Source organism: Mesorhizobium sp. NPDC059054, assembly GCF_042739215.1.
Lineage (GTDB): Bacteria > Pseudomonadota > Alphaproteobacteria > Rhizobiales > Rhizobiaceae > Mesorhizobium.
Genome location: NZ_JBHYHV010000010.1, coordinates 16803 through 40494 on the forward strand (window position 1 = coordinate 16803; position 23692 = coordinate 40494).

29 protein-coding genes are annotated in these 23692 nt (G+C 63.5%); 23 read left to right on the forward strand and 6 right to left on the reverse strand.

The genetic code is table 11. From position 1 onward, the window contains the following. Nucleotides 1-480 precede the first annotated feature (480 nt). The 10 genes from ACFWXH_RS30150 to ACFWXH_RS30195 all read left to right on the forward strand — a co-directional run bounded on the left by ACFWXH_RS30150 (nt 481) and on the right by ACFWXH_RS30195 (nt 7103). Complete coding sequence (locus ACFWXH_RS30150) at nt 481-1635, forward strand: MFS transporter (protein ID WP_379125106.1); 1155 nt, start codon at nt 481-483, stop codon at nt 1633-1635. 19 nt (nt 1636-1654) lie between these two features. Continuing rightward, nucleotides 1655-2764 carry a class II histone deacetylase gene (locus ACFWXH_RS30155; RefSeq protein ID WP_379125107.1) on the forward strand — a complete coding sequence of 370 codons (1110 nt, stop codon included), beginning with the start codon at nt 1655-1657 and terminating at the stop codon, nt 2762-2764. A gap of 146 nt (nt 2765-2910) precedes the next feature. After that, nucleotides 2911-3111, forward strand: coding sequence for a hypothetical protein (locus ACFWXH_RS30160; protein WP_054312081.1), 201 nt, complete (start codon nt 2911-2913; stop codon nt 3109-3111). 132 nt (nt 3112-3243) lie between these two features. Further along, the gene (locus tag ACFWXH_RS30165) at nt 3244-3549 is read left to right on the forward strand and encodes a DUF982 domain-containing protein (RefSeq protein ID WP_054312080.1); all 306 of its coding nucleotides are present in this window, start codon (nt 3244-3246) and stop codon (nt 3547-3549) included. A gap of 292 nt (nt 3550-3841) precedes the next feature. Next, entirely contained in the window at nt 3842-4333 is a 492-nt protein-coding gene (locus tag ACFWXH_RS30170) for a hypothetical protein (RefSeq protein WP_244483438.1), read from the forward strand. A gap of 1 nt (nt 4334) precedes the next feature. After that, on the forward strand, nt 4335-4952 hold the full coding sequence (locus ACFWXH_RS30175; RefSeq protein WP_379125109.1) for an OmpA family protein: 618 nt from the start codon (nt 4335-4337) through the stop codon (nt 4950-4952). A gap of 311 nt (nt 4953-5263) precedes the next feature. Next, nucleotides 5264-5470, forward strand: a complete 207-nt coding sequence (locus ACFWXH_RS30180) for a hypothetical protein (protein WP_054312414.1) — start codon at nt 5264-5266, stop codon at nt 5468-5470. A gap of 70 nt (nt 5471-5540) precedes the next feature. After that, nucleotides 5541-5795 carry a DUF982 domain-containing protein gene (locus ACFWXH_RS30185; RefSeq protein WP_054312078.1) on the forward strand — a complete coding sequence of 85 codons (255 nt, stop codon included), beginning with the start codon at nt 5541-5543 and terminating at the stop codon, nt 5793-5795. A 39-nt stretch (nt 5796-5834) separates the two neighbouring features. Beyond that, nucleotides 5835-6161: a hypothetical protein gene (locus ACFWXH_RS30190; protein ID WP_379125110.1), complete on the forward strand. Its 327-nt coding sequence runs from the start codon at nt 5835-5837 to the stop codon at nt 6159-6161. Between the two features lie 540 nt (nt 6162-6701). Continuing rightward, nucleotides 6702-7103 carry a hypothetical protein gene (locus ACFWXH_RS30195; RefSeq protein ID WP_379125111.1) on the forward strand — a complete coding sequence of 134 codons (402 nt, stop codon included), beginning with the start codon at nt 6702-6704 and terminating at the stop codon, nt 7101-7103. Here the strand turns inward: ACFWXH_RS30195 and ACFWXH_RS30200 are convergent. Continuing rightward, nucleotides 7083-7316, reverse strand: a complete 234-nt coding sequence (locus ACFWXH_RS30200) for a hypothetical protein (protein ID WP_379125112.1) — start codon at nt 7314-7316, stop codon at nt 7083-7085. The two genes, ACFWXH_RS30195 and ACFWXH_RS30200, sit on opposite strands and share 21 nt — an antisense overlap. A 129-nt stretch (nt 7317-7445) precedes the next feature. On the opposite strand from ACFWXH_RS30200, the gene ACFWXH_RS30205 reads away from it, so the two are divergent. From ACFWXH_RS30205 to ACFWXH_RS30225, 5 genes are all read left to right on the forward strand, one after another. Further along, nucleotides 7446-8654, forward strand: coding sequence for an MFS transporter (locus ACFWXH_RS30205; protein ID WP_379125113.1), 1209 nt, complete (start codon nt 7446-7448; stop codon nt 8652-8654). Between the two features lie 251 nt (nt 8655-8905). After that, nucleotides 8906-9082 (forward strand): hypothetical protein, encoded by a 177-nt coding sequence (locus ACFWXH_RS30210; RefSeq protein ID WP_379125114.1) that lies wholly within the window; start codon nt 8906-8908, stop codon nt 9080-9082. A 22-nt stretch (nt 9083-9104) separates the two neighbouring features. Continuing rightward, the gene (locus ACFWXH_RS30215) at nt 9105-9650 is read left to right on the forward strand and encodes a hypothetical protein (protein ID WP_379125115.1); all 546 of its coding nucleotides are present in this window, start codon (nt 9105-9107) and stop codon (nt 9648-9650) included. A gap of 309 nt (nt 9651-9959) precedes the next feature. Further along, nucleotides 9960-10196, forward strand: coding sequence for a hypothetical protein (locus ACFWXH_RS30220; protein ID WP_379125116.1), 237 nt, complete (start codon nt 9960-9962; stop codon nt 10194-10196). 146 nt (nt 10197-10342) lie between these two features. Then, entirely contained in the window at nt 10343-10642 is a 300-nt protein-coding gene (locus tag ACFWXH_RS30225; RefSeq protein ID WP_379125117.1) for a hypothetical protein, read from the forward strand. Nucleotides 10643-10810: 168 nt separating this feature from the next. Here the strand turns inward: ACFWXH_RS30225 and ACFWXH_RS30230 are convergent, their stop codons facing one another. Then, entirely contained in the window at nt 10811-10933 is a 123-nt protein-coding gene (locus ACFWXH_RS30230) for a hypothetical protein (RefSeq protein ID WP_379125118.1), read from the reverse strand. 150 nt (nt 10934-11083) lie between these two features. On the opposite strand from ACFWXH_RS30230, the gene ACFWXH_RS30235 reads away from it, so the two are divergent. Beyond that, a complete protein-coding gene (locus ACFWXH_RS30235; RefSeq protein WP_379125119.1) occupies nt 11084-11449 on the forward strand; it encodes a DUF982 domain-containing protein in 366 nt (121 codons plus the stop codon). Between the two features lie 501 nt (nt 11450-11950). Then, entirely contained in the window at nt 11951-12394 is a 444-nt protein-coding gene (locus ACFWXH_RS30240; RefSeq protein ID WP_379125120.1) for a cupin domain-containing protein, read from the forward strand. 134 nt (nt 12395-12528) lie between these two features. Here the strand turns inward: ACFWXH_RS30240 and ACFWXH_RS30245 are convergent, their stop codons facing one another. The 4 genes from ACFWXH_RS30245 to ACFWXH_RS30260 all read right to left on the reverse strand — a co-directional run bounded on the left by ACFWXH_RS30245 (nt 12529) and on the right by ACFWXH_RS30260 (nt 14421). Then, a complete protein-coding gene (locus ACFWXH_RS30245; RefSeq protein ID WP_379125121.1) occupies nt 12529-12705 on the reverse strand; it encodes a hypothetical protein in 177 nt (58 codons plus the stop codon). Between the two features lie 237 nt (nt 12706-12942). Further along, a complete protein-coding gene (locus ACFWXH_RS30250) occupies nt 12943-13140 on the reverse strand; it encodes a hypothetical protein (protein WP_054312066.1) in 198 nt (65 codons plus the stop codon). 87 nt (nt 13141-13227) lie between these two features. Next, the gene (locus tag ACFWXH_RS30255; protein WP_379125122.1) at nt 13228-13521 is read right to left on the reverse strand and encodes a cytoplasmic protein; all 294 of its coding nucleotides are present in this window, start codon (nt 13519-13521) and stop codon (nt 13228-13230) included. Nucleotides 13522-13554: 33 nt separating this feature from the next. After that, complete coding sequence (locus tag ACFWXH_RS30260; RefSeq protein ID WP_379125124.1) at nt 13555-14421, reverse strand: LysR substrate-binding domain-containing protein; 867 nt, start codon at nt 14419-14421, stop codon at nt 13555-13557. A gap of 99 nt (nt 14422-14520) precedes the next feature. On the opposite strand from ACFWXH_RS30260, the gene ACFWXH_RS30265 reads away from it, so the two are divergent. From ACFWXH_RS30265 to ACFWXH_RS30290, 6 genes are all read left to right on the forward strand, one after another. Then, nucleotides 14521-16179 carry a Na/Pi cotransporter family protein gene (locus ACFWXH_RS30265; protein ID WP_379125125.1) on the forward strand — a complete coding sequence of 553 codons (1659 nt, stop codon included), beginning with the start codon at nt 14521-14523 and terminating at the stop codon, nt 16177-16179. Between the two features lie 550 nt (nt 16180-16729). Next, nucleotides 16730-17920 (forward strand): 2-aminoethylphosphonate--pyruvate transaminase, encoded by a 1191-nt coding sequence (locus tag ACFWXH_RS30270; protein WP_379125126.1) that lies wholly within the window; start codon nt 16730-16732, stop codon nt 17918-17920. Between the two features lie 23 nt (nt 17921-17943). Then, on the forward strand, nt 17944-19203 hold the full coding sequence (gene phnA / locus ACFWXH_RS30275; protein ID WP_379125127.1) for a phosphonoacetate hydrolase: 1260 nt from the start codon (nt 17944-17946) through the stop codon (nt 19201-19203). Nucleotides 19204-19489: 286 nt separating this feature from the next. Further along, on the forward strand, nt 19490-20944 hold the full coding sequence (gene phnY / locus ACFWXH_RS30280) for a phosphonoacetaldehyde dehydrogenase (RefSeq protein WP_379125128.1): 1455 nt from the start codon (nt 19490-19492) through the stop codon (nt 20942-20944). A 58-nt stretch (nt 20945-21002) separates the two neighbouring features. Next, the gene (locus ACFWXH_RS30285; protein WP_379125129.1) at nt 21003-22349 is read left to right on the forward strand and encodes an aspartate aminotransferase family protein; all 1347 of its coding nucleotides are present in this window, start codon (nt 21003-21005) and stop codon (nt 22347-22349) included. A 25-nt stretch (nt 22350-22374) separates the two neighbouring features. After that, nucleotides 22375-23490 carry a TIGR03364 family FAD-dependent oxidoreductase gene (locus ACFWXH_RS30290; RefSeq protein ID WP_379125130.1) on the forward strand — a complete coding sequence of 372 codons (1116 nt, stop codon included), beginning with the start codon at nt 22375-22377 and terminating at the stop codon, nt 23488-23490. Nucleotides 23491-23692: the final 202 nt, after the last annotated feature.

Below are 23692 nucleotides of genomic sequence, written 5' to 3' on the forward strand. Positions count from 1 at the left end.
GGCGTCATGACCAGCATCGGCGATTGACCGGAACGCCCCCTCACAACCGTCATCCTCGACCTCGTCGGGAGCGAAGCGACCAAAGAGTGTCGGGGATCCATTCCGGAACGCCGAGGAAGGCGCAACGATCCAGACCATTGGCGGCAACGGCATGTGAAGCTCTGGTAGGATTGTCGAACGATTCCCGATTTTCGAAAATTCCATTGACAAGCATGTCGTCTTCAGGAAACTTAACTCACAAGTAAAGAAATCGCGGAAAACCGCGAAATACCAAATGGGAGGTTGCGATGCCGCATCAGCGCATCGAACGGTTTGACCGGCGCGCCTGGAGGTCGGGCGCAAGGCGGCTCGCCGCCCTGCCGCAACCGATCCATCTCCCGAAACGCATCCGCGCATAGACGGCGAGCACAGCTGCTCGCCGCACAAGGATCATCTTCAGGGGGATCGGATGACAGACGGCAATCGGCGCGAGGTAGTATCATGAGCACATCCTCCATCGCCTCCGCGACGGCCTCGCGCCTGACCATCGTCGCGCTCGTGGCCTTTGCCGCGATCACGCCGATGGCGCTGCTGGTGGCGCCGGCGCTGGCCGCGCAGCTCGGCGCGGAACTGGCCGTCGGTCCATCGCAGATCGGCACCTATTTCTTCGTCGAGAACGGCGCCTTCAGCGCCGCATCCCTGCTGGGGCTGTTCTGGCTCGGCCGCGTCAACGTCCATGTCGTCGGCATGATCGCATTGGCCGTGTTCGTCATCGGCAACCTGGCCACCGCGCTGCTGCTGTCGGACTATGCGACCCTTCTGCTCCTGCGCGCTTTCACCGGCTTCGGCGGCGGAACCCTCATGGTCCTGTCGATGGTCAGCGCGCAGGACGCCGACAATCCCGAGCGGGTATTCGGCTATTGGGTCGTCGGCCAGCTCGTCGCCGGCGCGATCGGCCTCGCTTTGCTGCCGCATCTGTTCGCCGGCTTCGGGCTGAAGTCCTTCTACCTCGTGCTGGCCATCCTCACGCTGCTGCTCGCCCCGCTGTACAAGGGCTTCCGGGCACCCGCGGCGTCGAAAGCGGCGGGCACGCGGTCCGCGACCGGCAGCCGGTTCGTCCTGCTCGCCGTGCTGGCTGTCGCCGCCATCCTTGCCTTCTACATCGCCATCGGCGGGGTCTGGACCTTCGCCAGCATGGCGGCGGAGCAGGCAGGCTTTCAGGCCGCCCATATCGGCAACATCCTCGCCATCGCCACGCTGTTCGGCATTGCCGGCGCAATGATCGCCTCTTTCCTGGGCGGTCGGGTCGTTCGCCGGCTCATGCTGCTGCTCGGCTATGCCATCCTTGTCCTGTCGGTCGTCGCGCTGGCGATGCTTGAGGGTGGCCCCGCCTACATCGCGGCGATCTGCGCCTTCAAATTCGCCTGGACCTTCGTGCTGCCCTTCATCATCGCCGAGGTGGCCAGCCGCGACCCGTCCGGCCGGCTCGTCGCCTCGACCACGATGATCATCGGCACGGGGCTGTCGCTGGGGCCGTTGTTTGCCGGAACCATGCTCGAGGCGGCCTGGAGCCTGCAATCCGTGTTCATCGCGGCCGCCGCCTGCGGGCTCCTGTCCTTCGCCTGCCTGCTGCTGTCGCCGCGAGCCAATCCATGAACAAGCCAGGAATCAAGACATGAAGAAGACGGGTTTCTTCACCGACGAACGAACCTTCTGGCACACGGGCGGCATCCAGTCGCTCGTCCTGCCGGTGGGCGGCTGGGTGCAGCCGCCGTCAGCCGCCGGCTTTGCGGAGTCGCCCGATTCCAAACGGCGTTTCCTGTCCCTGCTCCAGGTTTCCGGCCTCGCCGCGAAACTGGACATGCGTTCCGCAGCACCTGCGGCCCGCCAGGATCTGCTGCGCATCCATCCCGCCAGCTACCTGGACGAGTTCAAGCGCGTCAGCGACACGACCGGCGGAGACCTCGGGGTGAGCGCGCCTTTCGGCGTCGGCAGCTATGAGATCGCGGCGCTGTCGGCGGGGCTGGCAAGTGCTGCCGTCGACGCCGTGCTGTCCGGGGCGCTGCGGAACGCCTATGCGCTGTCGCGCCCGCCGGGACATCACTGCCTGCCCGACACGCCGATGGGCTTCTGCCTGCTGGCCAACATTCCGATCGCCATCGAAGCGGCGCGGGCGAAGCACCAGGTCGGGCGTGTCGCGGTCGTGGACTGGGACGTCCATCACGGCAACGGCACGCAGACCATCTATTATGAAGATCCCGACACGCTGACCATTTCGCTGCACCAGGAAGGGTGTTTCCCGCCCGGATACAGCGGCGGAGAGGATCGCGGCGCCGGCAAGGGAGTGGGCGCCAACATCAACATTCCGCTGCTGCCGGGCGGCGGCCATGCTGCCTATATGCGCGCCTTCGAGCGCATCGTCATTCCGGCACTTGAAGCCTTCAGGCCGGAGCTGATCGTGGTCGCAAGCGGTCTCGACGCATCCGCCGTCGACCCGCTGGCGCGCATGAACCTGCACAGCGACAGTTACCGCGCCATGACGCTGAGCATCCGCGACGCCGCCGAACGCCTCTGTCAGGGACGGCTGGTCGTGGTCCATGAGGGTGGCTATTCGGAAACCTACGTGCCGTTCTGCGGCCACGCTCTGATGGAAGCCCTCTCCGGCGAGACAAGCGACGTCGTCGATCCGCTCATGGAGATGGCCGAGCTGTGGCAGCCGAGCGCGCGTTTCGACGCCTTGCAGTTCCAGCTGCTCGACGAGCTGGCTGAGGCGCTTGGGCTGTAGGCGTGAGGAATGTCCCCGGCGCCCGGGCGCGCCGGGACAGGCTGCGGTCGGCAGCGCCCGCCGCCGGAACTGTCGGCGTAACCCGTTGACGACGTTGAGGAATGCGGTAAAACGCATGCCGTAAGAAACGTGCATGGGTTACACATATGGCGAAGGAACCACTGATCAGGAAACCGCAATACCAGCCCAATGAAGTCGCTTATGATGCCGACTGCCAGGAGGCTCTGGCCGACCGCATCGACAAGTTGCTCGACGATACCGAAGCCGCGGGCTGGGATCGTTCCAAGGCAGCTTCGGCGCTCATGTATCTGAGCGCAAAACGCCTGAGGGCCGGTTCTCCCTCATAGCTCCCCAACCGAATGTTTTGACGGCGAGCATTGACGCTCGCAACGACCATTCACATATCGATCTCAGGTTACCGCCGCTGTCGGTGGTGACCTGTCCTGACACCCCTTTTGTCGTTCGATTTGGAGGATCTGATGAACGATCGGATGTTTGACAGCCCCGTATTCGTCAAGAACGGAAACAGCCTCATCCAGGAGATTGCGTGCCTCGAAGACGCCCTGGAATTTCTCTATGAATGGCCCAAAGGCCGCCGCACGCCCATCTACCAGACCGCTGTTCGGGCCTGCCAGCAGGCCTTTCAGAGCGACTATCCTCTCTCCTATGCGAGATCTGCTTTCGAAGGCTTCGCGCGCTCCGCGAAAATCCTCGAGGAGGTGGAAATCCCCTTGCCTTGGATGACCGGTCCGAATTCCGGCCGAGGCGGTGGAATGGTTGCCTGAGCTGGCGTCGTGGGGCGACAGCCATGTCGCCTCACATCTGAACAGACGTTCTATCCGATAGATCCATTCCGGAACGTTGGAGAAGCCCGTCTGGCGCCATGCTCCGACGGCTCTCGATACAATGCCGGTTCGATCGCTCCGGGGACGGCTCTCCGTTCCTGGCCGACTGTCCGTCAAGGCCAGGTCCCCGCCGATCTTTGCGCCAGCGATCAATCCGTGTAACAGCCTGCAGGCAAACGAGATTTCCAATCCGGATCGGTACTGGGCTACCTAGCCCTCTTTCGGAAAAGGGATGGATATGTTGAAGCCGATTACAACCGCGCTTGTTTGCTCGCTGGCGATCGCCGGATTTTCCCACACCGCATTCGCGCAGAACGAGACGCAGAATGCCTCGACAGCGCCCCTGGCGGTCGGGCTGACCAATGGCGGCGCGGCGGAAGCCCAGGTGGTCGAGGCGGTGCGGCGCGACGATATCCTGACGATCAAGCTGCGCTTCAAGCCGATGATCACGAACAAGCTGGAACGGATCTACGATTCGATCAGCGAGACCGATTACCAGAACAGCTTCTATGTGCTTGCCGGCAACAAGAAGCACCTTCTTCTGAAGGACAGCAACGACCAGCCGCTCACCAACCCCAACCTGGTGCTCAAGACCACGAAGGATTCCCCCACCGCGGGTTCCTGGCACGGCCGGTTCCCCGCTCCGCCAAAGGACGTCACCGAAGTGTCGCTGACGATCCCGGGGGTCGAGACGCTCGAGGCCATCAAGATCACCGACCGATAACATGGCCTGGGCAAACAGATGCATTCTTGTGCTGGCCATGGTCGTGGCCGGCACGGTTGGCTCCTTCGCCGAGGACTACAAACGCGACATCCGCGACCTCGAGCCCACGGTTCTCGACCTCAAGGCCACGGTGCTGGACCTGACGGGCCTGCCATCCGATCTGAGCGGCGCCGTGTCGGACTTGTCGGGCAAGGCAGACGACCTCGCCGCGCAGCACAGCGGACTTTCCGTGAAGAAGGACGGCACCTCCGTCAGGATCGCCATGACCGGCGATGTCCTGTTCGACTTCGACAAGGCCGACATCCAGCCGGCCGCCGAACCGACGCTTGCCGACATCGCGCGTCTCATCGCCTCCGTTCCGAAAGGTACGATCGGCGTCGAGGGCCACACCGACTCCAAGGGGTCGGCCCGGTACAACAAGACCCTGTCGCTCCAGCGGGCCACCACGGTCGCGGACTGGCTGGTAGCCCATGGTGCCGACAAGCAGCGCCTTGCGGTGAAAGCCCTTGGCGACACCCGGCCGGTCGCCCCGAACACGCGCGACGACGGCAGCGACAATCCGGACGGGCGCGCCTTGAACCGGCGCGTCGAATTCATCCTGCCGATCGAAAAGCGGTAGGTCTCCATGCCGGCACCGTCGCGTGGCGCCGGCGCTGTTCCCATCGCACTTGCGATGCCGCGCGTGACAGGAAGGCGGCCGCCGGTTTGACTTTTCCGGCGCCCTGGCCGACACAGGTGTCATGCGAAAGCGCTCCACACTGTTCAACGGCTGCCTGCAAATAGGCTGATCGCCTGGCGTCGCTACCTGCGAGAGCAAGAGCGGCGCCAGGATCACGAGCGTAATCCCCAACCCTTTGATTTCTGCGTGTCCAGGATCGCGGCGCCAAACCATGCGCCCGTTTCCGCGCGCGCATGCTTTGGACTGTCACGATGACCTTCAAATACAGCTTCACGTTCCCGATCGCCGGCCCGAACAAATTGCCCCGCTTCAAGCAATGGGCCGAGCAGAATGTTCCCGGGATGCCCGTCAGCCTGCCGCCCCAGGTTCCCGTCAAGAGCGAGGCGATGACCATCCGGCTGAAGTCCGCGGAGGACCGGCAAAAGCTCTCCGACCGGATCCATCAGGCGAAACTGTAGCGGCTCGAGACGAGGGCGGTGGGCTCCGGCCCGCTGCCCTCGTTCCCGAAACCATGCCCAGGAGGGAATTTTGCAAGACGTTCTGTTCTCTCACCCCGTCGTCCTCGACCTGCAACCGACCGGGCACAGGAAGGTCGAAAGCGCCTGGCAGGCCATCGAAGCGATGCAGGACGCCTGGCCGGACCATCCAGGCTCCGGCCAGGCCTACCGCAGGGCGCTCCGCACCTGCCGGGATGCGCTCGATGGCTGGCAGAGCGGCAACAGCTGCCGCCGCGCCTTCGTCAAGGCCGCGCGTGCAGCCCGGATCATCGCGCCCGGCGCGTGATCGGCGACATGCAGGCGCTATTCGGGCGCATGGCAAAGCATGGGCCGGCGCATTGGATCGACCGGCGAGAATCGGCTTAGGCTCATCGCCATGTCACTCTACCTGAAAGCATGGCTGTTCATGGGCTGGACCTTCCTGGTCCTTATCACCCTCCCGGTATGGGAACCGCTCATTGCGGGTCTTTCATCGGGCGGGATACAGCTTGCGCTGATGTTCTGGGTGGCGCACGGCATCGCCGCCGTCGTCCTGTTCACCTGCCCGGATTGCCGGTGTTCGCTGTTCAGGACCGAGGGGTCGTTCTTCCGCGCCCATCACCCCTGGCCCAACAGGATATGTTCGCGCTGCGGGCGCGATCATTCCGCCTGAGCCGGCCTGCAGCGGGCGCTGCCACTCGATTGCGTCAGGTCGCCAATACGGCCGGTATGCTGCACGTCGGCGGGCTTAGGGTGGCGGCAATCGCTAACTTGCCTCGTCTGTCTCCGCTCGCCCGGTTGTCGTGCATCACCTGCAACATATACTCGAGTGGTATCGGCCTACCTTGACGATTTCAAGATGTCTGCGCGCCGTTGCTCTGTTTGGAGTGCCTTTTTGCGCTCGCCATTCTTCTTGCCTACTGCCTGCTACTTGCTCTACTTTACGTCTATCTTTTGGGGGAGGCTCATATGTTTTGTCGTGAAGAGTTAGGTGGTCCTTGTCTCTACGGGGGGACTGAATTGTGTATCTACAACTCCGCCAGCTTTCCAATGACGGCCTATTATCAGATCAGTTGGAGGAATGACCGCAACGAACCGCAGACCCAGCCTGGTCAAATCCGCATCGCCCCGCAATATAAGGCTGTTGTGCATTGCTCACTTATCGGCGTGACCAACTACTCGCTGAGACTTACGGGCGAGGAGCGGTAGCCGGATGAAAAATTTTCAGGGCCGCGTCACAAGTTGGGGGATCATCGCCGACCCCATCAGTCGCACTCATTGGGGGGCCATATCGGAAGATTTTAAGCCCACCGATGTGCACAATGCGCAACAAAACCGGGTTGTCATTTTGTTCGCAAGCGAGGGATCGGACGAAAAGTCCTTCGCGTCCGACAACGGTTGCATCTACATCGTGGTACCTGAAAAAGAGTTCGGAAGTTACGTCAACCTTCTGGAACGTGGTTCGGTGCTGGTCTGGGCGTTCATTGAAGAAGATTCCTCGATCCACCAAATCAGCATTCACATGTCGCCCATTGGCCAGGCCAGGCAGGGCGAATTTTCCAGTGAGCCTGAAGGGCTCGTCCAGATCATGAGATCAGGTAACCCGCAAAAATAGGTTGGCCCGATCGCCAGCTTCCCACCACAGCTTGAATTTGAAGCGGGTCTTTCGAGCCGCGTTCGCGCAGCACCACAGGATGGCGAGCCGGCGAGCATCAGCCGCCTTGCCCGGCATCGCGTTTTTGGGTAGGTGGTGCCGCATGTCTTCGAACCGGAACATTGCTGCGCACACCGTTCCGACCGCCGCTCGCCCGGCGGCCAACGCCGCCATTTGCGTCTTCGGATAGCAGCGGGTTCGGTTTGGCCGGCCTCCCGCCCGGAGGCGAAAGAGACAGGCCACCCGAACAACTGAAGACCAAGTCATGATCACGCTTATTTCGAGCTGGCGGGAGCGCCGGCCATGACATACCGCCTTGTCACCTTCGCGGTCCTGATCCTGTGCACGGCGCTTTCACTCGCCGGAACCGACCTCGTCCTGCCCGCCGTGCCGCAATTGCCGGCCATCTTCGCCACCAGCGAGGCGACCGCGCAGCTGGTGCTCGCCGCCTATGTCGCGGGCAGCGGCGTCGGCTTGCTGCTGTTCGGCTGGCTGGCGGATCATTTCAGACGCAAGCCCCTGCTCGTGTCGGCACTCGCCGGCTTTGCGGCCGCCTCCGTCGCCTGTTCGCTGTCGCCGACCATCGCAATCCTGATCGGGCTGCGTTTCGTGCAAGGGGTGGCAGCCGCCGCCGCGCCCGTCTTCGCCCCGGGCATCATCCGCCAGCTGTTCGACGACCGGGGCGCCGTACGGGCAATCGGTTTCATCGGTAGCGTCGAGTCTCTGGTTCCTGCCCTGGCGCCCATTGTCGGCGTGGCCCTGCTGGTCCATTTCGGATGGCAGTCGTCCTTCGGGCTGCTTGCCTTGCTGACCGCGCTTGCCGCGCTGCTGATCGCGGTCACCGGCTTGCCGGCCGAGCCGCGCGCATCCGGCGCGCGCGGCAGCTACACCCAATTGCTGACGGATCGTGTCTTCATGCGCTACGCGCTGAGCCAGGCGATGACGCTCGGCGGCCTCATCGCTTTCGTGTTCGGTGCCCCGGTCGTGATCGTCGGCACGATGGGCGGAACGTTGAACGACTTCATCGTCATGCAGGTCATCAACGTTACCGGCTTCATCATTGCTGCCAATCTCACCGCGCGGATCTCCGAGCGCTTCGGCACCGAGACCGTCATCCTGTTCGGCACGGCGCTGGGTGCGGTCAGCGCCTTGGCCCTGCTCGCCTACGGTCTCGCCGGCGGCACCAACACGCTGATGCTTGCGCTGCTGTTCATGCCGATGGCGATCGGCCTCGGCCTGCGCGGCCCGCTCGGCTTCTATCGCGGCATCGTCGCCTCGGGCAGCAACAACGCGCGCGGATCGGCGCTGATCGTCTTTTTCATCTTCATGATGACCACGCTCGGCACCGTCGCCGCGGCCCCGTTCATCGCCAGGGGCCTGCCGGCACTCGCTCTGGTGGTCAGCGCGATCCACCTCCTGTCGGTCGCGCTGCTTCTGGTGCTGCCCAAAATGCAGGAGAGCAGCGACGGGCAGGCCGGCAGTCAACCCGGCTATCGGGACGAAGGTCTCTGAGACATCACGGAGAGGAGAAAACTGCACGGAAGATGGCCGCCATGCGGTGACTGAGAGGGGGAAGTCCACAGGCCCTGAGTCCGCCCAGGGCGGGCTTTGTGTTTGTGACTGCCTCCTCGGCGGCCGCCCGCCGGACACCTCGTACTTTCGTACCAACAGGCAATTCGAGACCTGACAGCAGCTGCAAGTTGCATTATGTGCGCCCGCTTCACCGCAAAACTGGGAGGTTTGGACAGCGAGGCTTCGCAAGGATGGACCGACCCCGATACGAATGCATTCAGGAGCCTGACGGCACCTGGAAGGTCTGGGACAACGCCCTCGACCGGGCGGCGGAGCTGGACGGACAGAAACTGGTCAACCGATCCCTGTTTCGCGCCGAAGCGGCATGCTCGATCCTGAACAGGATCCACCTCGGCGCTCGTCTCTGACAGGCCGCCCAAGCCTCTGCGGATGCACGCCAAATCCCCAGATCACCGGTTTACCATCAGGGCGATGATCTTGCTCTTTGCCGGCGCCTGGGCGAAGCTCGCATGGTGGGCATCGGGGGGAATTGGCATGGTCACGGGCAAGACCGGCAACAGGGCATCGCAACTGACATTGGGGCTGTGCATTCTGGCCATCGCCATTTTGTCGGGATGCGTTTCGTCAACGCCTCATATCGCTGTCGACGGCAAGCCATATTATGGTTCCGACGCGACAAGCTTGCGCATCGACCAAAAGGTGGCAAGCGGCTTGGTGCCCAAGCGGATCCAATGCATTCAATGGCGTTGGGGCCCCGGTGCCAACCTCAAGGATGTCAGCGGTACGAAGTTAACATGGGCGAAATCCAAATCGTCTCCTCCTCCGTACTGGATGTTTGTTACCGCGCCAAATCCACGTTTTGCCGAAGCGGAAGCGCTGGCAAAATCGAAGGGGCTGAAGAAGATCTCATCGGATCGCTTCTATCATACTGTTCAGAAAGAATGGTTCTACTGCGCAATCTGGAGCGCCAGATGACGGCAAACCCAAAATGACCCGAGTGCTCTCTGCCGCGCGTTCGCGACGGCTAACTGGTTCGCCGCTTCAGTGGACCCGCAAAATGACATGATGAGCGGTGGGCGCCGCCGTTTGACTGTCAATTTCGACATCAGACGAGCCTGGGTGGGAAGCTCGAGCGATAGTTGTCAGCTCTCGCCAAGCCTTGGTGACGTTTCTCCAATCACGCGCGTTTGCTTTGCAGCGCAGGCCTTACACCCAGCCCCTATTCTCTTGCCACTGCGAGCCACGTTTGATTACCTTTGATTGTTTTCAAAGCGGGAGGGCTCGATGAGCAAGGTTCAAGCCTACCAAGAGGCATTCCGAATACACGCTGCAGCGCAAAAGGCTGCCAGTGACGCGGTTCAAGAGATCTACAACATCTCCAACGCGATCTCGAATAGCCTGCGATCTTTTATGGGCTGGCAATTCAATATGGACATTAATCGACGGCAAGGCCGGTTCGACCCCAAATCGCAGGTTGATCTCGATAAATGGCCGTCGGCTGATCAGTTAAAGACGTCCTGAGCGCATGGAATGACGCTGACACCGCACTACGGCAAGCCTGGGAGCAAATCCCCGACCCTGAAAGGGTTGGGCTTACTCCTCCGCCATCATCAGTGCAGCTTTCGGCAAGCCGCTATTGACAGTGCCAGCGCCTGGGCGAAGCTCTCATGACGGGCATTGGGGAGAATGGGCAAGTGGGATTTCTTTCTACAATGTTTCGCGTTGCTAAGATGGCGACCACCGGGAAAATCATCCGCCAGATTGACACGCCGATTGTAGGCGGGCGCTGTACGTTGTCGTTGCGCCTGAAACGCGACGGGCAGGACAAACACTATGTCGTCCTCGCTGGTATCGCATCGGGCAACTACCAGTATTACCCTCTGGAACTGTCGGAGTTTTCCGATTTTGCGAGCGCGATAGACGCGATGAAAACGTTGATTGCAGCCCAAGCAAATCCGCAATCCTGATAGGCTCGCCCGCACTGGCAACCGCTGGCACTGGGCTCTTGGGGTGAAGGTGCGCTGGCGGGCAATTGATCTCCCGAAAGCACTCGCAGGCGGGATGAGCCGTATTGCCCACCCCGCCCCGCGGTCTACTCGCTCGGGGGTTATGCTCTATCCGCTCTCGCGGAAATTCTAAGCCGCCTGCTTCTGGCGCTTCCTGGCCAATCGAGCCTCAACCGCGGCCGCCAGCTTCGCCTCTTCCTCGGCACGCTTGAGATGCGACCGGCGCCGGGTCACGGGCTCGAATTTGTACATCCGCCGAACTTCACGGACGCGCTCGAAAATGGGACGAAACCCGGCCTGAATTCACTCTGCCGCGTCCATCACCCAAACGGGCGAGCCGGCGAAGCCTTTGCCGGCAAAGCGAGTTGCGGAAGTGCGCGTTCATGCCCTTCCTCCGAAGGGATGACATTCCTGCAACGAAGTGTTGGATCGCTCGTTCTCGGCAAGCTGGGTAATCTCGGTATCGCTCAGAAACGAGGTAGCCCCATGAAATCTTTCGCGAAGCCTGTTTCCATTTTTGTCGGCCTTGGATTTCCCATGGATGTGGAATCCGTCGAAGAGGCCTATGAAATTCTCAACGAATGGGTCGGTTCGCGAAGCCCTACCCACGCCCAGGCTTTTGCCGCGGTTGGCGCGGCTCTCAACGGCGGCAGTGTGTCCGTGGCACGGATTTCGTTCGAAGCCTTTGCCAGGAGAGCGGGCATCCTTGCCCCTGAAGCGCTGGAACTTGCAGCGGCAAAGGCTGCCGAGGAATGGTTGTCCGCCTGATCTGTAATGCGGATTAAGGGGCACTCCGCCGCCTCCATCATCCGAACGATGCGAGCAGCGCCGGCGGAGCCTCTGTCGACAAGGCGAGTTGTACTGTTGCGCCCGCTTCAACGCAAAACTGGGAAGCTTGGACGGCGAGGCTCCGCCAGCCGATCCCGGTATGAATGCATTCAGGAGCCTGCCGGCACCTGGAAAGTCTGGGACAACGCTCTCGACCAGGCGGCAGAGCTGGACGGACGCAAGCTGGTCAACCTGTCCCTGTTTCGCGCCGAAGCAGCATGCGCGATGTTGAACAGGATTCACCTCGGCACTCGTTTCTGACAAGCCGCCGGACGCCTTTCTACTTCCGGTGTTTCTTCGCCCGGCGTTCGTCCCCAGGAGGCTTGATGCGATTGGCTGGATGCATCGTGTGACGCATCCACGCAACACCCCGTGTCTTGCTTGTCGGCCAACCCCATCTGTGGTTTGCTGAGAGCACTCGGGCGAAGCGAGGGGGCATCGATGCAGGAGCTTTCCGGCCCTGATGTCATGGAATGGCTTGGCGTTCGGTACAGGGTGATCCTGCCCGTTTCCGAAACGGCAGGTGCCGTCTCCATTGTCGACAGTCTCAGTCCCGCCGGCAGCGGACCTCCCCGCCATGTGCATGAACGCGAGGACGAGACCTTCATCCTGATGAGCGGCGCGTGCGAATTCTGGCTGGAAGGGCAGAGCTTCACGAAGAAGGCGGGCGAGACTGCATTCATGCCGCGCGGTCGCGAGCACACCTTCCGTGTCCTGGGCGACGAACCCTGCCGCCATTTCGTCATACTAAGCCCCGGCGGGTTCGAGGCCTTCTTCGCGGATATGGCAAAGGGTCGTTTCCGCATCCCGCAGGACATGGACCAGATCGCCGCTTCCGCCGCCCGCCGCGGCCTGCGTTTCACCGGTCCGCCACTCGGCGGCTGAGGCATTGTCCTTGTTGTCGCTTAGCGGCACCAGCCGGCCGTCAGAGCCGAACTCGGCCCAGGCGAAGAAACCGACGCTGGCGCTTGAGGCCACGATCTCGCGCGCGGCCCCACCCTTCGGCTTCGATCGCAGGATCAGATCAACGCGCATTTCGGTGGCCTGAGCCGCCAGCGCTGCCGCGAGACGAGTTTCGCCACTCTGTTGTTGGAAGCCTTGCCCGCAAAAAGGACATGGTGGCAAACGAAGATGGGCACCATGGCACTTGGTATTGCAATCGGGGTCGGCGTCGGTGCCGTAATCGGCACGGCCATGGAGAACCTCCCCCTTGGAATCGCCATCGGGATCGCGATTGGCGCAGCCGGTGGGTTCATGGTCCAGCGGAAATAGCTGGATAGCTCCGACTGTGCTGCCTGTTTCTTGCGCTTGCCTTTCGAAGCGTGACGAACAGGCGCTGGATCTTACGGCTTGCTGCAACGGGCCGGCCTTTCACCGACGCCAGTTAGCCCTGAGCTTCGCATGCCGTTGCCGCCATCGACGACGAAGCACTATCAGCTTGCAGGTCCGTCCTTGATGACAACCACCGGCCTGCCGTCAGATCCAATCCTGACTGCGATCTTGCCCTCAACAGGCTTTGGCGCTGCGGCGACGTTGGTGGGCGCGATCTCTCCTCTCCGGTCGGAGGAGAGCAGTTCCTTGCCCTTTGCCGTTTTCAGGCGTTCTTGTTGATCAAACCAGAAAAGGACCATCGGAATCTCCTATCAACCAGCGACTATAGTTGAAAGGAAGTGGAAGGAAACTCTCTTGCCTTGGGTGGCCGTTTTGACCCGCAGGGATCAAAACCAATGTTGGTTCATCCGCTTCAAGAAATCGGTGTCTATCGGATACCCGGACGCATCGCCGATGACTGAATCGATACTGCACTTCGGGCAAAGTGCAGTATTGGCACCATCAACCCACTCGGTGATAGCGTCAGGGCCGTATATCTCCATACAGTAGAAGCAGCCGCATTTTTGGCTGGCTTCGATCTCCTGTCGATGACGGATGCTGTGCTTATGGGCCTCGATAACATCCATGGCGATCACGCCGCCTTCCGCCTTGCTTCGCGCTGCCTGCGCATCTCGTTCCATTTCTTCGCCGATGGGAACGCCGCCCCGTCCCCCTCAACTCGGCAAGCTCATCGCCAGATCCCAGAACGCCTTGACCAGCTTGCCGCTGGAACGTTCGCGCAGGCAGATCAGGGCTTCGTCCATCAGCACTTCGGGCGCGTCGATCTGGATCGGCTTCAGCCGGCCGTCATAGCCGAACTCGGCGCGGGTGACGAAACCGACGCCGGCGCCGGAGGCCACGATCTCGCGCACGGCCTCGCGGCCTTCGGCCTCGATCGCGGGTTTGATGTCGACGCGCATCTCGGCGGCCATGGCCTCCAGCTTGAAGCGGGTTTTCGAACCGCGTTCGCGCAGCACCAAAGGGTGCGTGACGATATCGGCCAGGGACAGCCGCTTGGCGCTGGCCAGCGGGTGGTTGTGGGCGACGAAGGCGATGATCGGCGATGAATTGAGCTTCAGGATCTGGAAGTCGGAGCTTTCCGGGATTTCGCCCAGCACGCCCATATCCGCCTCATAGGCGTAGAGCCCGGCGATCACCGTTTCGGTGTTGCCGGCCCGCAGCGACACCTGCACGCCCGGATATTTCGCCCGGAAAGCCGCCAGCACATGCAGCAGGTGGTGCGCGGCATCCGCGATGATGCGCAGCGTGCCGGCGCGCAGCGCGCGCGATTCTGAAAGCAGGTCGCTGGCCTGCTGCTCGTTGTCGAACATGCGGTGCGTGATTTCCAGCAGCCGCTCGCCCTGCGCGGTCAGCGTCACCTGCTTCTTGTGGCGGTTGAAGAGCAGCACGTCATACTCTTCCTCCAGCTTGCGCACCTGGTCGGAAATCGCCGGCTGGGTCAGGAACAGGGTCTCGGCGGCGCGCGAGAAACCGCCGCAGACGGCGACATAGTGGAAGGCCCGCAACTGCACGTATCGCATGGCATCTTTCCATAAATAGAGACGATGCAACCATAGAAACTAACGAATTGACTTATGTAAAGGCCCGGCCGATCTTTTTTGAGCCACGGGATGCCGGCCATGCATTTTTCACTTCTCCTGCTTCATCTCGCCGGCGCGACCCTGCTGCTGCTCTATGCGGTGCACATGGTGCGCACCGGCATGGAGCGCGCCTATGCGGGGCTGCTGCGGCGGCTGTTCGGCGAGGCGAAAGGCGGCACCATCCGCGCCGTTGCCGGCGGTGCGGCGATGGCGGTGATGCTGCAGAGTTCGACGGCGGTGGCGATGATCGCCTGCGGCTTCGTCGCCAGTGGCCTGCTCGCCGTGCCGGTCGGGCTGGCGCTGCTGCTCGGCGCCGATTTCGGTTCGGCGCTGGTCGTGCGCATCCTGTCCTTCGACCTCGGCTGGCTGGTCCCGGTCTGCCTGGCCGTCGGCGGCATCATGCATCTGAAGCTCTCCGGCCAGAGGCTGCGCGAAACCGGGCGCATGGTGCTGGGCATCGGCTTCATCCTTCTGTCGCTGCGGTTCATCGGCGAGGCGACGGGTCCGCTGCGCCACGCCGCCCTGCTGCCGGCGATCTCGGGCTATCTCGCCGGCGACGCCATGATGGCCGTTCTGCTCGGCGCGCTCTTCACCTGGCTGATCCACTCCAGCGTGGCGGCCATCCTGATGATCTCGGCCTTCGCCGCCCAGGGCGTCATTCCGCTGGAAGCCGGCCTGCCGCTGATCCTCGGGGCCAATATGGGCAGCGGGCTGATCGCCTTCTGGCTGTCGCGCTCGATGGACAAGGCGGCGCAGCGTCTGCCGCTCGGCAATCTGCTGTTTCGTGTGGGAGCGGCCGTGATTGTGCTGATCGTGATCGAAACCCTCGGTGTGCCCGTCATCCTGCGCGGGCTGGATCCGGCGACGGCACTGGTCGATTTCCATCTGGCCTTCAATGCCGTGCTGGCCCTGGCCTGCCTGCCTTTCGTCAAGCCGGTGGCCCGGCTGGCGACACGCATCACGCAGGAGCCGGAAGGCGAGGGGGAGGCTGCCCGCCAGCGGCTCAGCGCGCTCGACCGTTCGGTCATCGCGACCCCGACGCTGGCGCTGGCCAGCGCCACGCGCGAACTTCTGCGCATGGGCGAGCTTGTCGAGCAGATGTTCCGGCCGGTCATGGACATGTTCCGCTCAGGAACGTCCGATCAGATCGCCGGCCTGCGCGGCCTCGACGAGGAAATCAACGACACCCACACCGGCATCAAGCTCTACATCGCCGAGGTCAATCGCGGTCAGCTGACGGCCGACGAAGCGCGCCGCGGCATCGAGCTCACCGACGTCGCCATCAATTTCGAATATGCCGGCGACATCGTCGCCAAGAACCTTTTGGTGCTGGCCGCCGAGCGGGCCGAGAAGGCGCTGCAGTTTTCCGCCGACGGCTTGCGCGAGCTCGATGAATTGCACGCGCGCGTGGTGGAGAACATGCAGCTTGCGCTGAATGTGCTGATCTCCAACGACGTCGCCTCGGCGCGCCAGCTTGTCGCCGAGAAGGAACGCATCCGCGCCATGCAGCGCGCGAGCCACGAGCGTCACCTCAGCCGGCTGCAGTCGGGCAAGATCGAAAGCATCGAAACCAGCGACATTCACCTCGAAGCCGTGCGCGCCTTCAAGGAGATCAACTCGCTGCTGGTCGCCACCGCCTACCCGCTGCTGACCCGCACCGGCGACCTCGCCAGCAGCCGTCTGGTGCGGGTGGGGTGAGGGGGGCGCGTGCTTGGCGGCTTTGGTTGTCAGAGCTGGAGAAGCGCGCGACGCTGGTATCTCCCCCCTTGCGGGGGAGAAAGGATTTTCACGATCTTAGCGAGCACGCCCGCAGGGCGGCGCAGTCTAAGTCGTAGAAAATCCAAGAGAGGGGATCTTCAGCTGAGGGGTTTCGCGCTTGCTTGGAAGCCCAAGTCGGCGAGCCGCTGCGGCTGAAAATCCCCTCTCTTGCGATTTCTAGCACTTAGCCTGCGCCGCCCTAAAGGGCGTGCTCGTCTAAGATGCTGAAATCGCTTTCTCCCCCGCAAGGGGGGGAGATAGAGGCGCCTGCGCTTTCTGCGTTGGGTCCTTAGCCTCTCCGGGGGAGGGTGGGTATCTCGTCAAGCGCGTTGCTGCAGATTCCATGATGAGCGTGCATAGAGCTACGAAAGCGGAAATCCATAAACCCAACTTATACTCGAATACAAAATAACGATTTTTCAGATAGCTCCATCTCTGCAACAATCCTCACATGGAAGCGCAATAGCATGAGCGCCTTGGAGGACAGTCGATGCGAGTTTCACCCGTGGAAGGTTTCGATCCGCCGGCCCTGGGCGAGCCTTACCTGCTGACGCCGGGACCGCTCACCACCTCCTACGCCGTCAAGCAGGCCATGCTGCGCGACTGGGGGTCGTGGGACGGCGATTTTCGGGCGATGACGGCGGAGCTGCGCCGGCGCCTGCTGGCGCTGATCGGCGACACGAAATCCGAGTATGACTGCGTGCCGATCCAGGGCTCCGGTTCCTTCTGCGTCGAGGCCATGCTCGGCTCCTTCGTGCCGAAGGACGGCAAGGTGCTGGTGCTGGCCAACGGCGCCTACGGCCTGCGCGCCGCGCAGACCATGCAATATCTCGGCCGCGCCTTCACGCTGATCGACAAGGGCGACTACCTGCCGCCGCGCGGCGACGAGGTGGGTGCTGCCCTCGATGCCGATCCCGCCATCACCCATGTCCTTGCCATCCATTGCGAGACGAGTTCCGGCATCCTCAACCCGGTCGCGGAGATCTCCGAGGCGACCTACGCCAGGGGCCGCAAGCTGCTGATCGATTCCATGAGCGCTTTCGGCGCCATTCCGCTCGAGGTCGGCAGGATCCGCTACGAGGCGATGGTCTCCTCGGCCAACAAATGCATCGAGGGCGTGCCGGGCTTCGGTTTCGTCATCGCCAAAAAGAGCGAACTGGAAAAGGCCAAGGGCAACAGCCACTCGTTGTCGCTGGACATCCACGCGCAATGGGCGGCGATGGAAAAGACCGGCCAATGGCGCTTCACCCCGCCCACCCATGTCGTGGCCGCTTTCCTCGAGGCCCTGCGCATGCATGAGGCGGAAGGCGGTGTCGCTGCCCGCGGCGCGCGCTACATGCAGAACCGCAACGTCATGGTCGAAGGCATGCGCAACCTCGGCTTCGAAACCTTGCTCTCCGACCGCTGGCTGTCGCCGATCATCGTCACCTTCTTCTGCCCGGCCGACGGCAATTTCGTCTTCGAGCGTTTCTACGAACTGATGAAGGACAAGGGCTTCATCATCTATCCCGGCAAGCTGACGGTGGTCGATTCCTTCCGGGTCGGCTGCATCGGCCGCATGGATGAACATGTCATGCGCCGCGTCGTCGAGGCCGCCCGCCAGTCGTTGGCCGAAATGGGCGTCGCGAGCGCGGCACCACCCCAGGCAGCCTTGGCCGAACGCGCCAAGCTCGCCGCCTGAACCTGATCAAAAGGAACCCCCCGATGAACCAGATGTCCCCCGTCACCGTGTCGGCCAATGGCCGCGACTATGCCTGGCCGCGGGTGCCGGCCATCGCGATCTGCCTGGACGGCTGCGAGCCCGCCTATCTCGACGAGGCGATCAAGGCCGGGCTGATGCCGGCGCTGGAGCGCATCAAGGCGAAAGGCACCGTGCGCACCGCCCATTCCGTGATCCCGTCTTTCACCAACCCCAACAACCTGTCCATCGCCACCGGCCGTCCGCCTGCCGTGCACGGCATCTGCGGCAACTACCTCTACAATCCTGAGACGGGCGAGGAGGTGATGATGAACGATCCGAAGTTCCTGCGCGCTCCGACCGTCTTCAAGGCCTTCTACGATGCCGGCGCCAAGGTGGCGGTGGTGACGGCCAAGGACAAGCTGCGCGCGCTGCTCGGCCATGGCCTGGCCTATGGTGACAACCGCGCGATCTGCTTCTCCTCCGAGAAGTCGGACACCACCACCAAGGCCGCCAACGGCATCGACAATGCGTCGGCCTGGCTCGGCCGTCCGGTGCCGGAAGTCTATTCCGCCGAGCTGTCCGAATTCGTCTTCGCCGCCGGCGTCAAGCTGCTCAAGGAGTTCCGGCCGGACGTCATGTACCTGACCACCACCGACTACGTGCAGCACAAATATGCGCCGGGCGTGAAGCAGGCCAACGACTTCTACGCCATGTTCGACCGCTATCTCGCCGAACTCGACGCGCTGGGTGCGGCCATCGTCGTCACCGCCGACCATGGCATGAAGCCGAAGCATCATGCCGACGGCACGCCCAATGTCGTCTATGTCCAGGACCTGCTCGACGAATGGCTGGGCAAGGACGCCGCCCGCGTCATCCTGCCGATCACCGATCCTTATGTGGTGCACCACGGCGCGCTGGGTTCCTTCGCCACCGCCTACCTGCCGAAGGGGGCGGACCGCGCCGACATCATGGCGCGGCTTGCCAGGGTCGAGGGCATCACCGTGGTGCTCGGCCGCGAGGAAGGCTGCGTCCGGTTTGAACTGCCCGAAGACCGCATGGGCGACATCATCATGGTCTCCGGCGAAAACAAGACCATCGGCACGAGCGAACACCGCCATGACCTGGCGGCGCTCGACGAGCCCCTGCGCTCGCATGGCGGCCTCACCGAGCAGGCGGTTCCCTTCATCACCAACCGGGTGCTTCCCAACCAGCCCGAGGCGCCCACGCTGCGCAATTTCGACGCCTTCTACTACGCGGTGATGGCAGCCGCGTTGCCGGGGTGAACGGGCAGGGGAAGTGAAGCAGTCGCATATGGCAAGAACCCCCTCTCCGTCTCACCCTGCGGGTGAGCCACCTCTCCCCCGCCTTCGGCAGGGGCGAGGAACCGCAGTGGCGACGTCGGCGCTTTTCCAGCTTGGGTTCCTCGCCCCCGCAAAGCGGGGGAGAGGTGGCTCGGGCAAAGCCCGAGACGGAGAGGGGGCTATAGCGCCTGCCCTTCTCATTCCGGAACGCCAGTAAGCCAAACCCCATACGTGTTTTCCCGCTCCATGAGCGGCAAGGAGCCCTTCCATGACCAAGGCTGAAACCTCGATCAAAGTCCGCCACGAGCCGATGCGCATCGCCGGCAAAAAGGTCGATGCCGACGATGTCGTCGAGGTGCGTTACCCCTGGGATGACACGGTGGCCGGCACGGTTCCGGCCGGCAATGCCAAGCATGCCAGGCAGGCCTTCGAGATCGCCGCCGGCTACACCTCCAAGCTGACGCGATACGAGCGCCAGAAGATCCTGCTGAAGACCGCCGAGCTGCTCAACGCCCGCAAGGAGGAGATTTCCGACCTGGTCACGCTGGAGCTCGGCATCTCCAAGCAGGATTCGCTCTACGAGGTCGGCCGCGCCTATGACGTGTTCACGCTGGCCGGCCAGATGGCCATCCAGGATGACGGCCAGATCTTCTCCTGCGATCTCACCCCGCACGGCAAGCAGCGCAAGATCTTCACCCTGCGCGAGCCGCTGAAGGCGATCTCGGCGATCACGCCGTTCAACCACCCGCTCAACATGGTGGCGCACAAGGTGGCGCCGGCGATCGCCACCAACAACTGCGTCGTCGTCAAGCCGACCGAACTCACGCCGATGACGGCGCTGGTGCTGGCCGACATCCTCTATGAGGCCGGCCTGCCGCCGCAGATGCTGTCGGTCGTCACCGGCTGGCCGAAGGACATCGGCGACGAGATGATCACCAATCCGAACATCGAGCTGATCACCTTCACCGGCGGCGTGCCGGTCGGCAAGATGATCGCCGCGAAGGCCGGTTACCGGCGCCAGGTGCTGGAGCTCGGCGGCAACGATCCGCTGATCATCCTCAACGATCTTTCCGACGACGATCTCGCCAAGGCGGCCGACCTGGCCGTCGCCGGCGCCACCAAGAATTCCGGCCAGCGCTGCACGGCGGTGAAGCGCATCCTGGTCCAGGAGAAGATGGCCGACCGTTTCGTGCCCATGGTGCTGGAACGCGCCAGGAAGATCGTGTTCGGCGATCCGATGGACCTTGCCACACAGCTCGGCACCGTCGTGCACGAGAAGGCCGCAGCACTCTTCGAGAAGCGGGTTCACATGGCGGCCGAGCAAGGCGCCGAGGTGCTCTACAATCCCGGCCGCAAGGGTGCGCTGTTGCCGCCGATCGTCGTCGACCGTGTGCCGCATCAATCCGAACTGGTGATGGAAGAGACCTTCGGCCCGATCGTGCCGATCATCCGCGCGCCCGATGACGATGACGCCCTGATCGCGCTGTCCAACTCGACGGCGTTCGGGCTCTCGTCAGGCGTGTGCACCAACGATTTCCGCCGCATGCAGAAATACATTTCCGGCCTGCAGGTCGGCACCGTCAACATCTGGGAAGTGCCCGGCTACCGCATCGAGATGAGTCCGTTCGGCGGCATCAAAGACAGCGGCAACGGCTACAAGGAAGGCGTCATCGAAGCGATGAAATCCTTCACCAACGTCAAGACCTTCTCGCTCCCCTGGTAATCGGGATCCGAGCGGCGGCACGTGCCGCCGCTCCACGATGCAATCGAAGAAGGCTGCCATGGCGATCGTGCACACCGAAGGGGAGTCCAACAAGGCGCCCGCCCGCAGGGAGTGGGACGCGCGCCAGGATCATGCCCCGTCGCGCGACCTGCTGCAGCGCGACGCCGATGCCTTCCTGCACCAGTCGCTGTCCAGCCCCTGCGTGTCGACCATTGCCAAAGCCGAAGGCATCTGGATCGAGGACCTGGCCGGCCGGCGCTACATGGATTTCCATGGCAACAGCGTCCACCATATCGGCTATGCGCATCCGCGCCTGATTGAAGCGATCAAACGGCAACTCGACGATCTCTCCTTCGCGCCGCGCCGTTTCGCCAACGAGCCGGCTGTCGAGCTTGCCGAGAAGCTCGGCCAGCTCGCCCCGGCGGACCTCTCGAAAGTGCTGTTCACCACCGGCGGCTCGGACGCCATCGAGGTGGCGCTGAAGATCGCGCGCGCCGCCACCGGCCGCTTCAAGACGCTATCCTTCTGGGATGCTTTCCACGGCGCCGGTTTCGGCGCGGCTTCCGTCGGCGGCGAGGCGACGTTCCGTTCGCAGATCGCCGGGCCGTTGATGACGGGCGCCGAGCATGTCGCGCCCTGGGCCAGCCGCAACTGCGCCTACGGCCATGACAGCCTGGAGGCTTCGGCCAAGGCCTGCGCCGGCATGATCTCTTATGTGCTCGGCCGCGAGGGCGACTTCGCCGCCGTCATCGCCGAGCCCATGCGCGCGACGCCGCTGGTGCCGGCGCCCGGTTTCTGGAAGGCGGTGCGCGAGGCCTGCAATCGCCACGGCACGCTGCTGATCTTCGACGAGATCCCGACGGGGTTGGCCAAGACGGGCAAATTCTTCTCGCACCAGCATGACGACGTCACACCCGATATCGTGGTGCTGGGCAAGGCGCTGGGCGGCGGCGTGCTGCCGATCGCTTCGGTCATCGCAAGGCGGGCGCTCGACGTGGCCGGCGATTTCGCCATCGGCCACTACACCCATGAGAAGAACCCGGTGACGGCGCGTGCCGCGCTCACCACCATCGCCATCATCGAGGAAGAGGGGCTGGCCGGGCGCGCCGCCGAACTCGGCGCCTACGCCATGGGCCGGCTTTCCGAACGGATCGGCCGTTCGCCGCATGTCGGCGAGGTGCGCGGCCGCGGCCTGATGATGGGCGTCGAGCTGGTCGAGGAGCGCGGCAGCTACAGGCCGGCGCGGGAGCTCGCGGAGCGCGTCTACTACCGCTGCCTGGAAGATGGGCTGAGCTTCAAGATCAGCGCCGGCAATGTGCTGACGCTGTCGCCGCCGCTGGTCATCGACCGAGCGGATCTCGACCGCGCGCTCGCCATCGTCGAGCGCGCCATCCTGGCCGGGTGAGACAAAGCAAGCATGGGAGACGACAGTGGCGCAGTATGATTTGGCGGTGGTCGGGGCCGGTATCGTGGGGCTCGCCCATGCGCTCGCCGCGGCAAGGCGTGGCCTCAGCGTCGTGGTCATCGACCGCGATGCCCAGGCCAACGGCGCCTCGATCCGCAATTTCGGGCTGGTCGTGGTCAGCGGGCAGGAGCCGGGCATCTCGCGTTTGCGCGCCGAACGCAGCCGCGCCATCTGGCTCGATCTCGCCGCGCAGGCCGGGCTCAACGTCCTGCATCGCGGCAAGCTGGTCGTCGCCCGCCGGCCCGAGGCGCTAGCCGTTCTGCAGGCCTTCGCGGCAACGCCGGACGGCGCCGAATGCGTGCTGCTGTCCCCGGCGGAAGTCGTCGCCCGGCTGCCAGCCTTGCGCGGCGCCGAGATAGCCGGCGGCCTCTACAGCCCGTTTGAATTGCGTGTGGAGTCCCGCGAGGTGCTGCCGAAACTGACCGCATACCTAGCCGAACAGCTCGGTGTCGAATTCCGCTTCGGCGTGGCGGTCAGCGCGATCGAACCCGGCAAGGTGGTGACCAGCGCCGGACCGGTCCATGCCGCCAAGGTGGCGGTGTGCCCGGGCGACGATCTGACCAGCCTCTTTCCGGAACGGATCGGGCAATATGGCGTGCGCCGCTGCAAGCTGCAGATGCTGCGCCTGGCCGATCCCGGCTTTCAGCTCGGCGCGGCGCTGGTCTCCGACCTCAGCCTGCTGCGCTATGAGGGCTACGCGGCGCTGCCCGAGGCGGCGGCACTCAGGCGCCGGCTCGAAGGCGAGCAGGCCGGCGAGCTGGCCAACGGCGTCCATCTCATCGTCACCCAGAGCGCCGACGGCTCGCTGGTCATCGGCGATTCCCACCACTACGGTCCGACGCCCGATCCCTTCGCTTCCGACGAGGTCGACCGGCTGATCCTCGGTGAATACGCCAGGCTGTTTCCGCAAGCCGCGCCGGTGGTCACCGCGCGCTGGACCGGCACCTACTCCTCCGCCACCCACGCCGCCTTCCGCGACGCCCCGCATGAGGATGTGCGGCTGGTCATGGTCACCTCCGGCACCGGCGCCAGCACCGGCTTCGCGCTGGGCGAAGAGACGGTGGCGGAGCTGTTTGGGTGAGGCCGGTAGACGGTGATCCGCCCTCGCGGAGGCCGGGCGCCTCTATCTCCCCCCTTGTGGGGGAGAAAGGATTTTCACGATCTTAGCGAGCACGCCCGCAGGGCGGCGCAGTCTAAGTCGTAGAAAATCCAAGAGAGGGGATTTTCAGCTGAGGGTTTCATAAGCGAGTGCCTTTCTTCCGCTCTCCGAAGCCGGGCGTTTT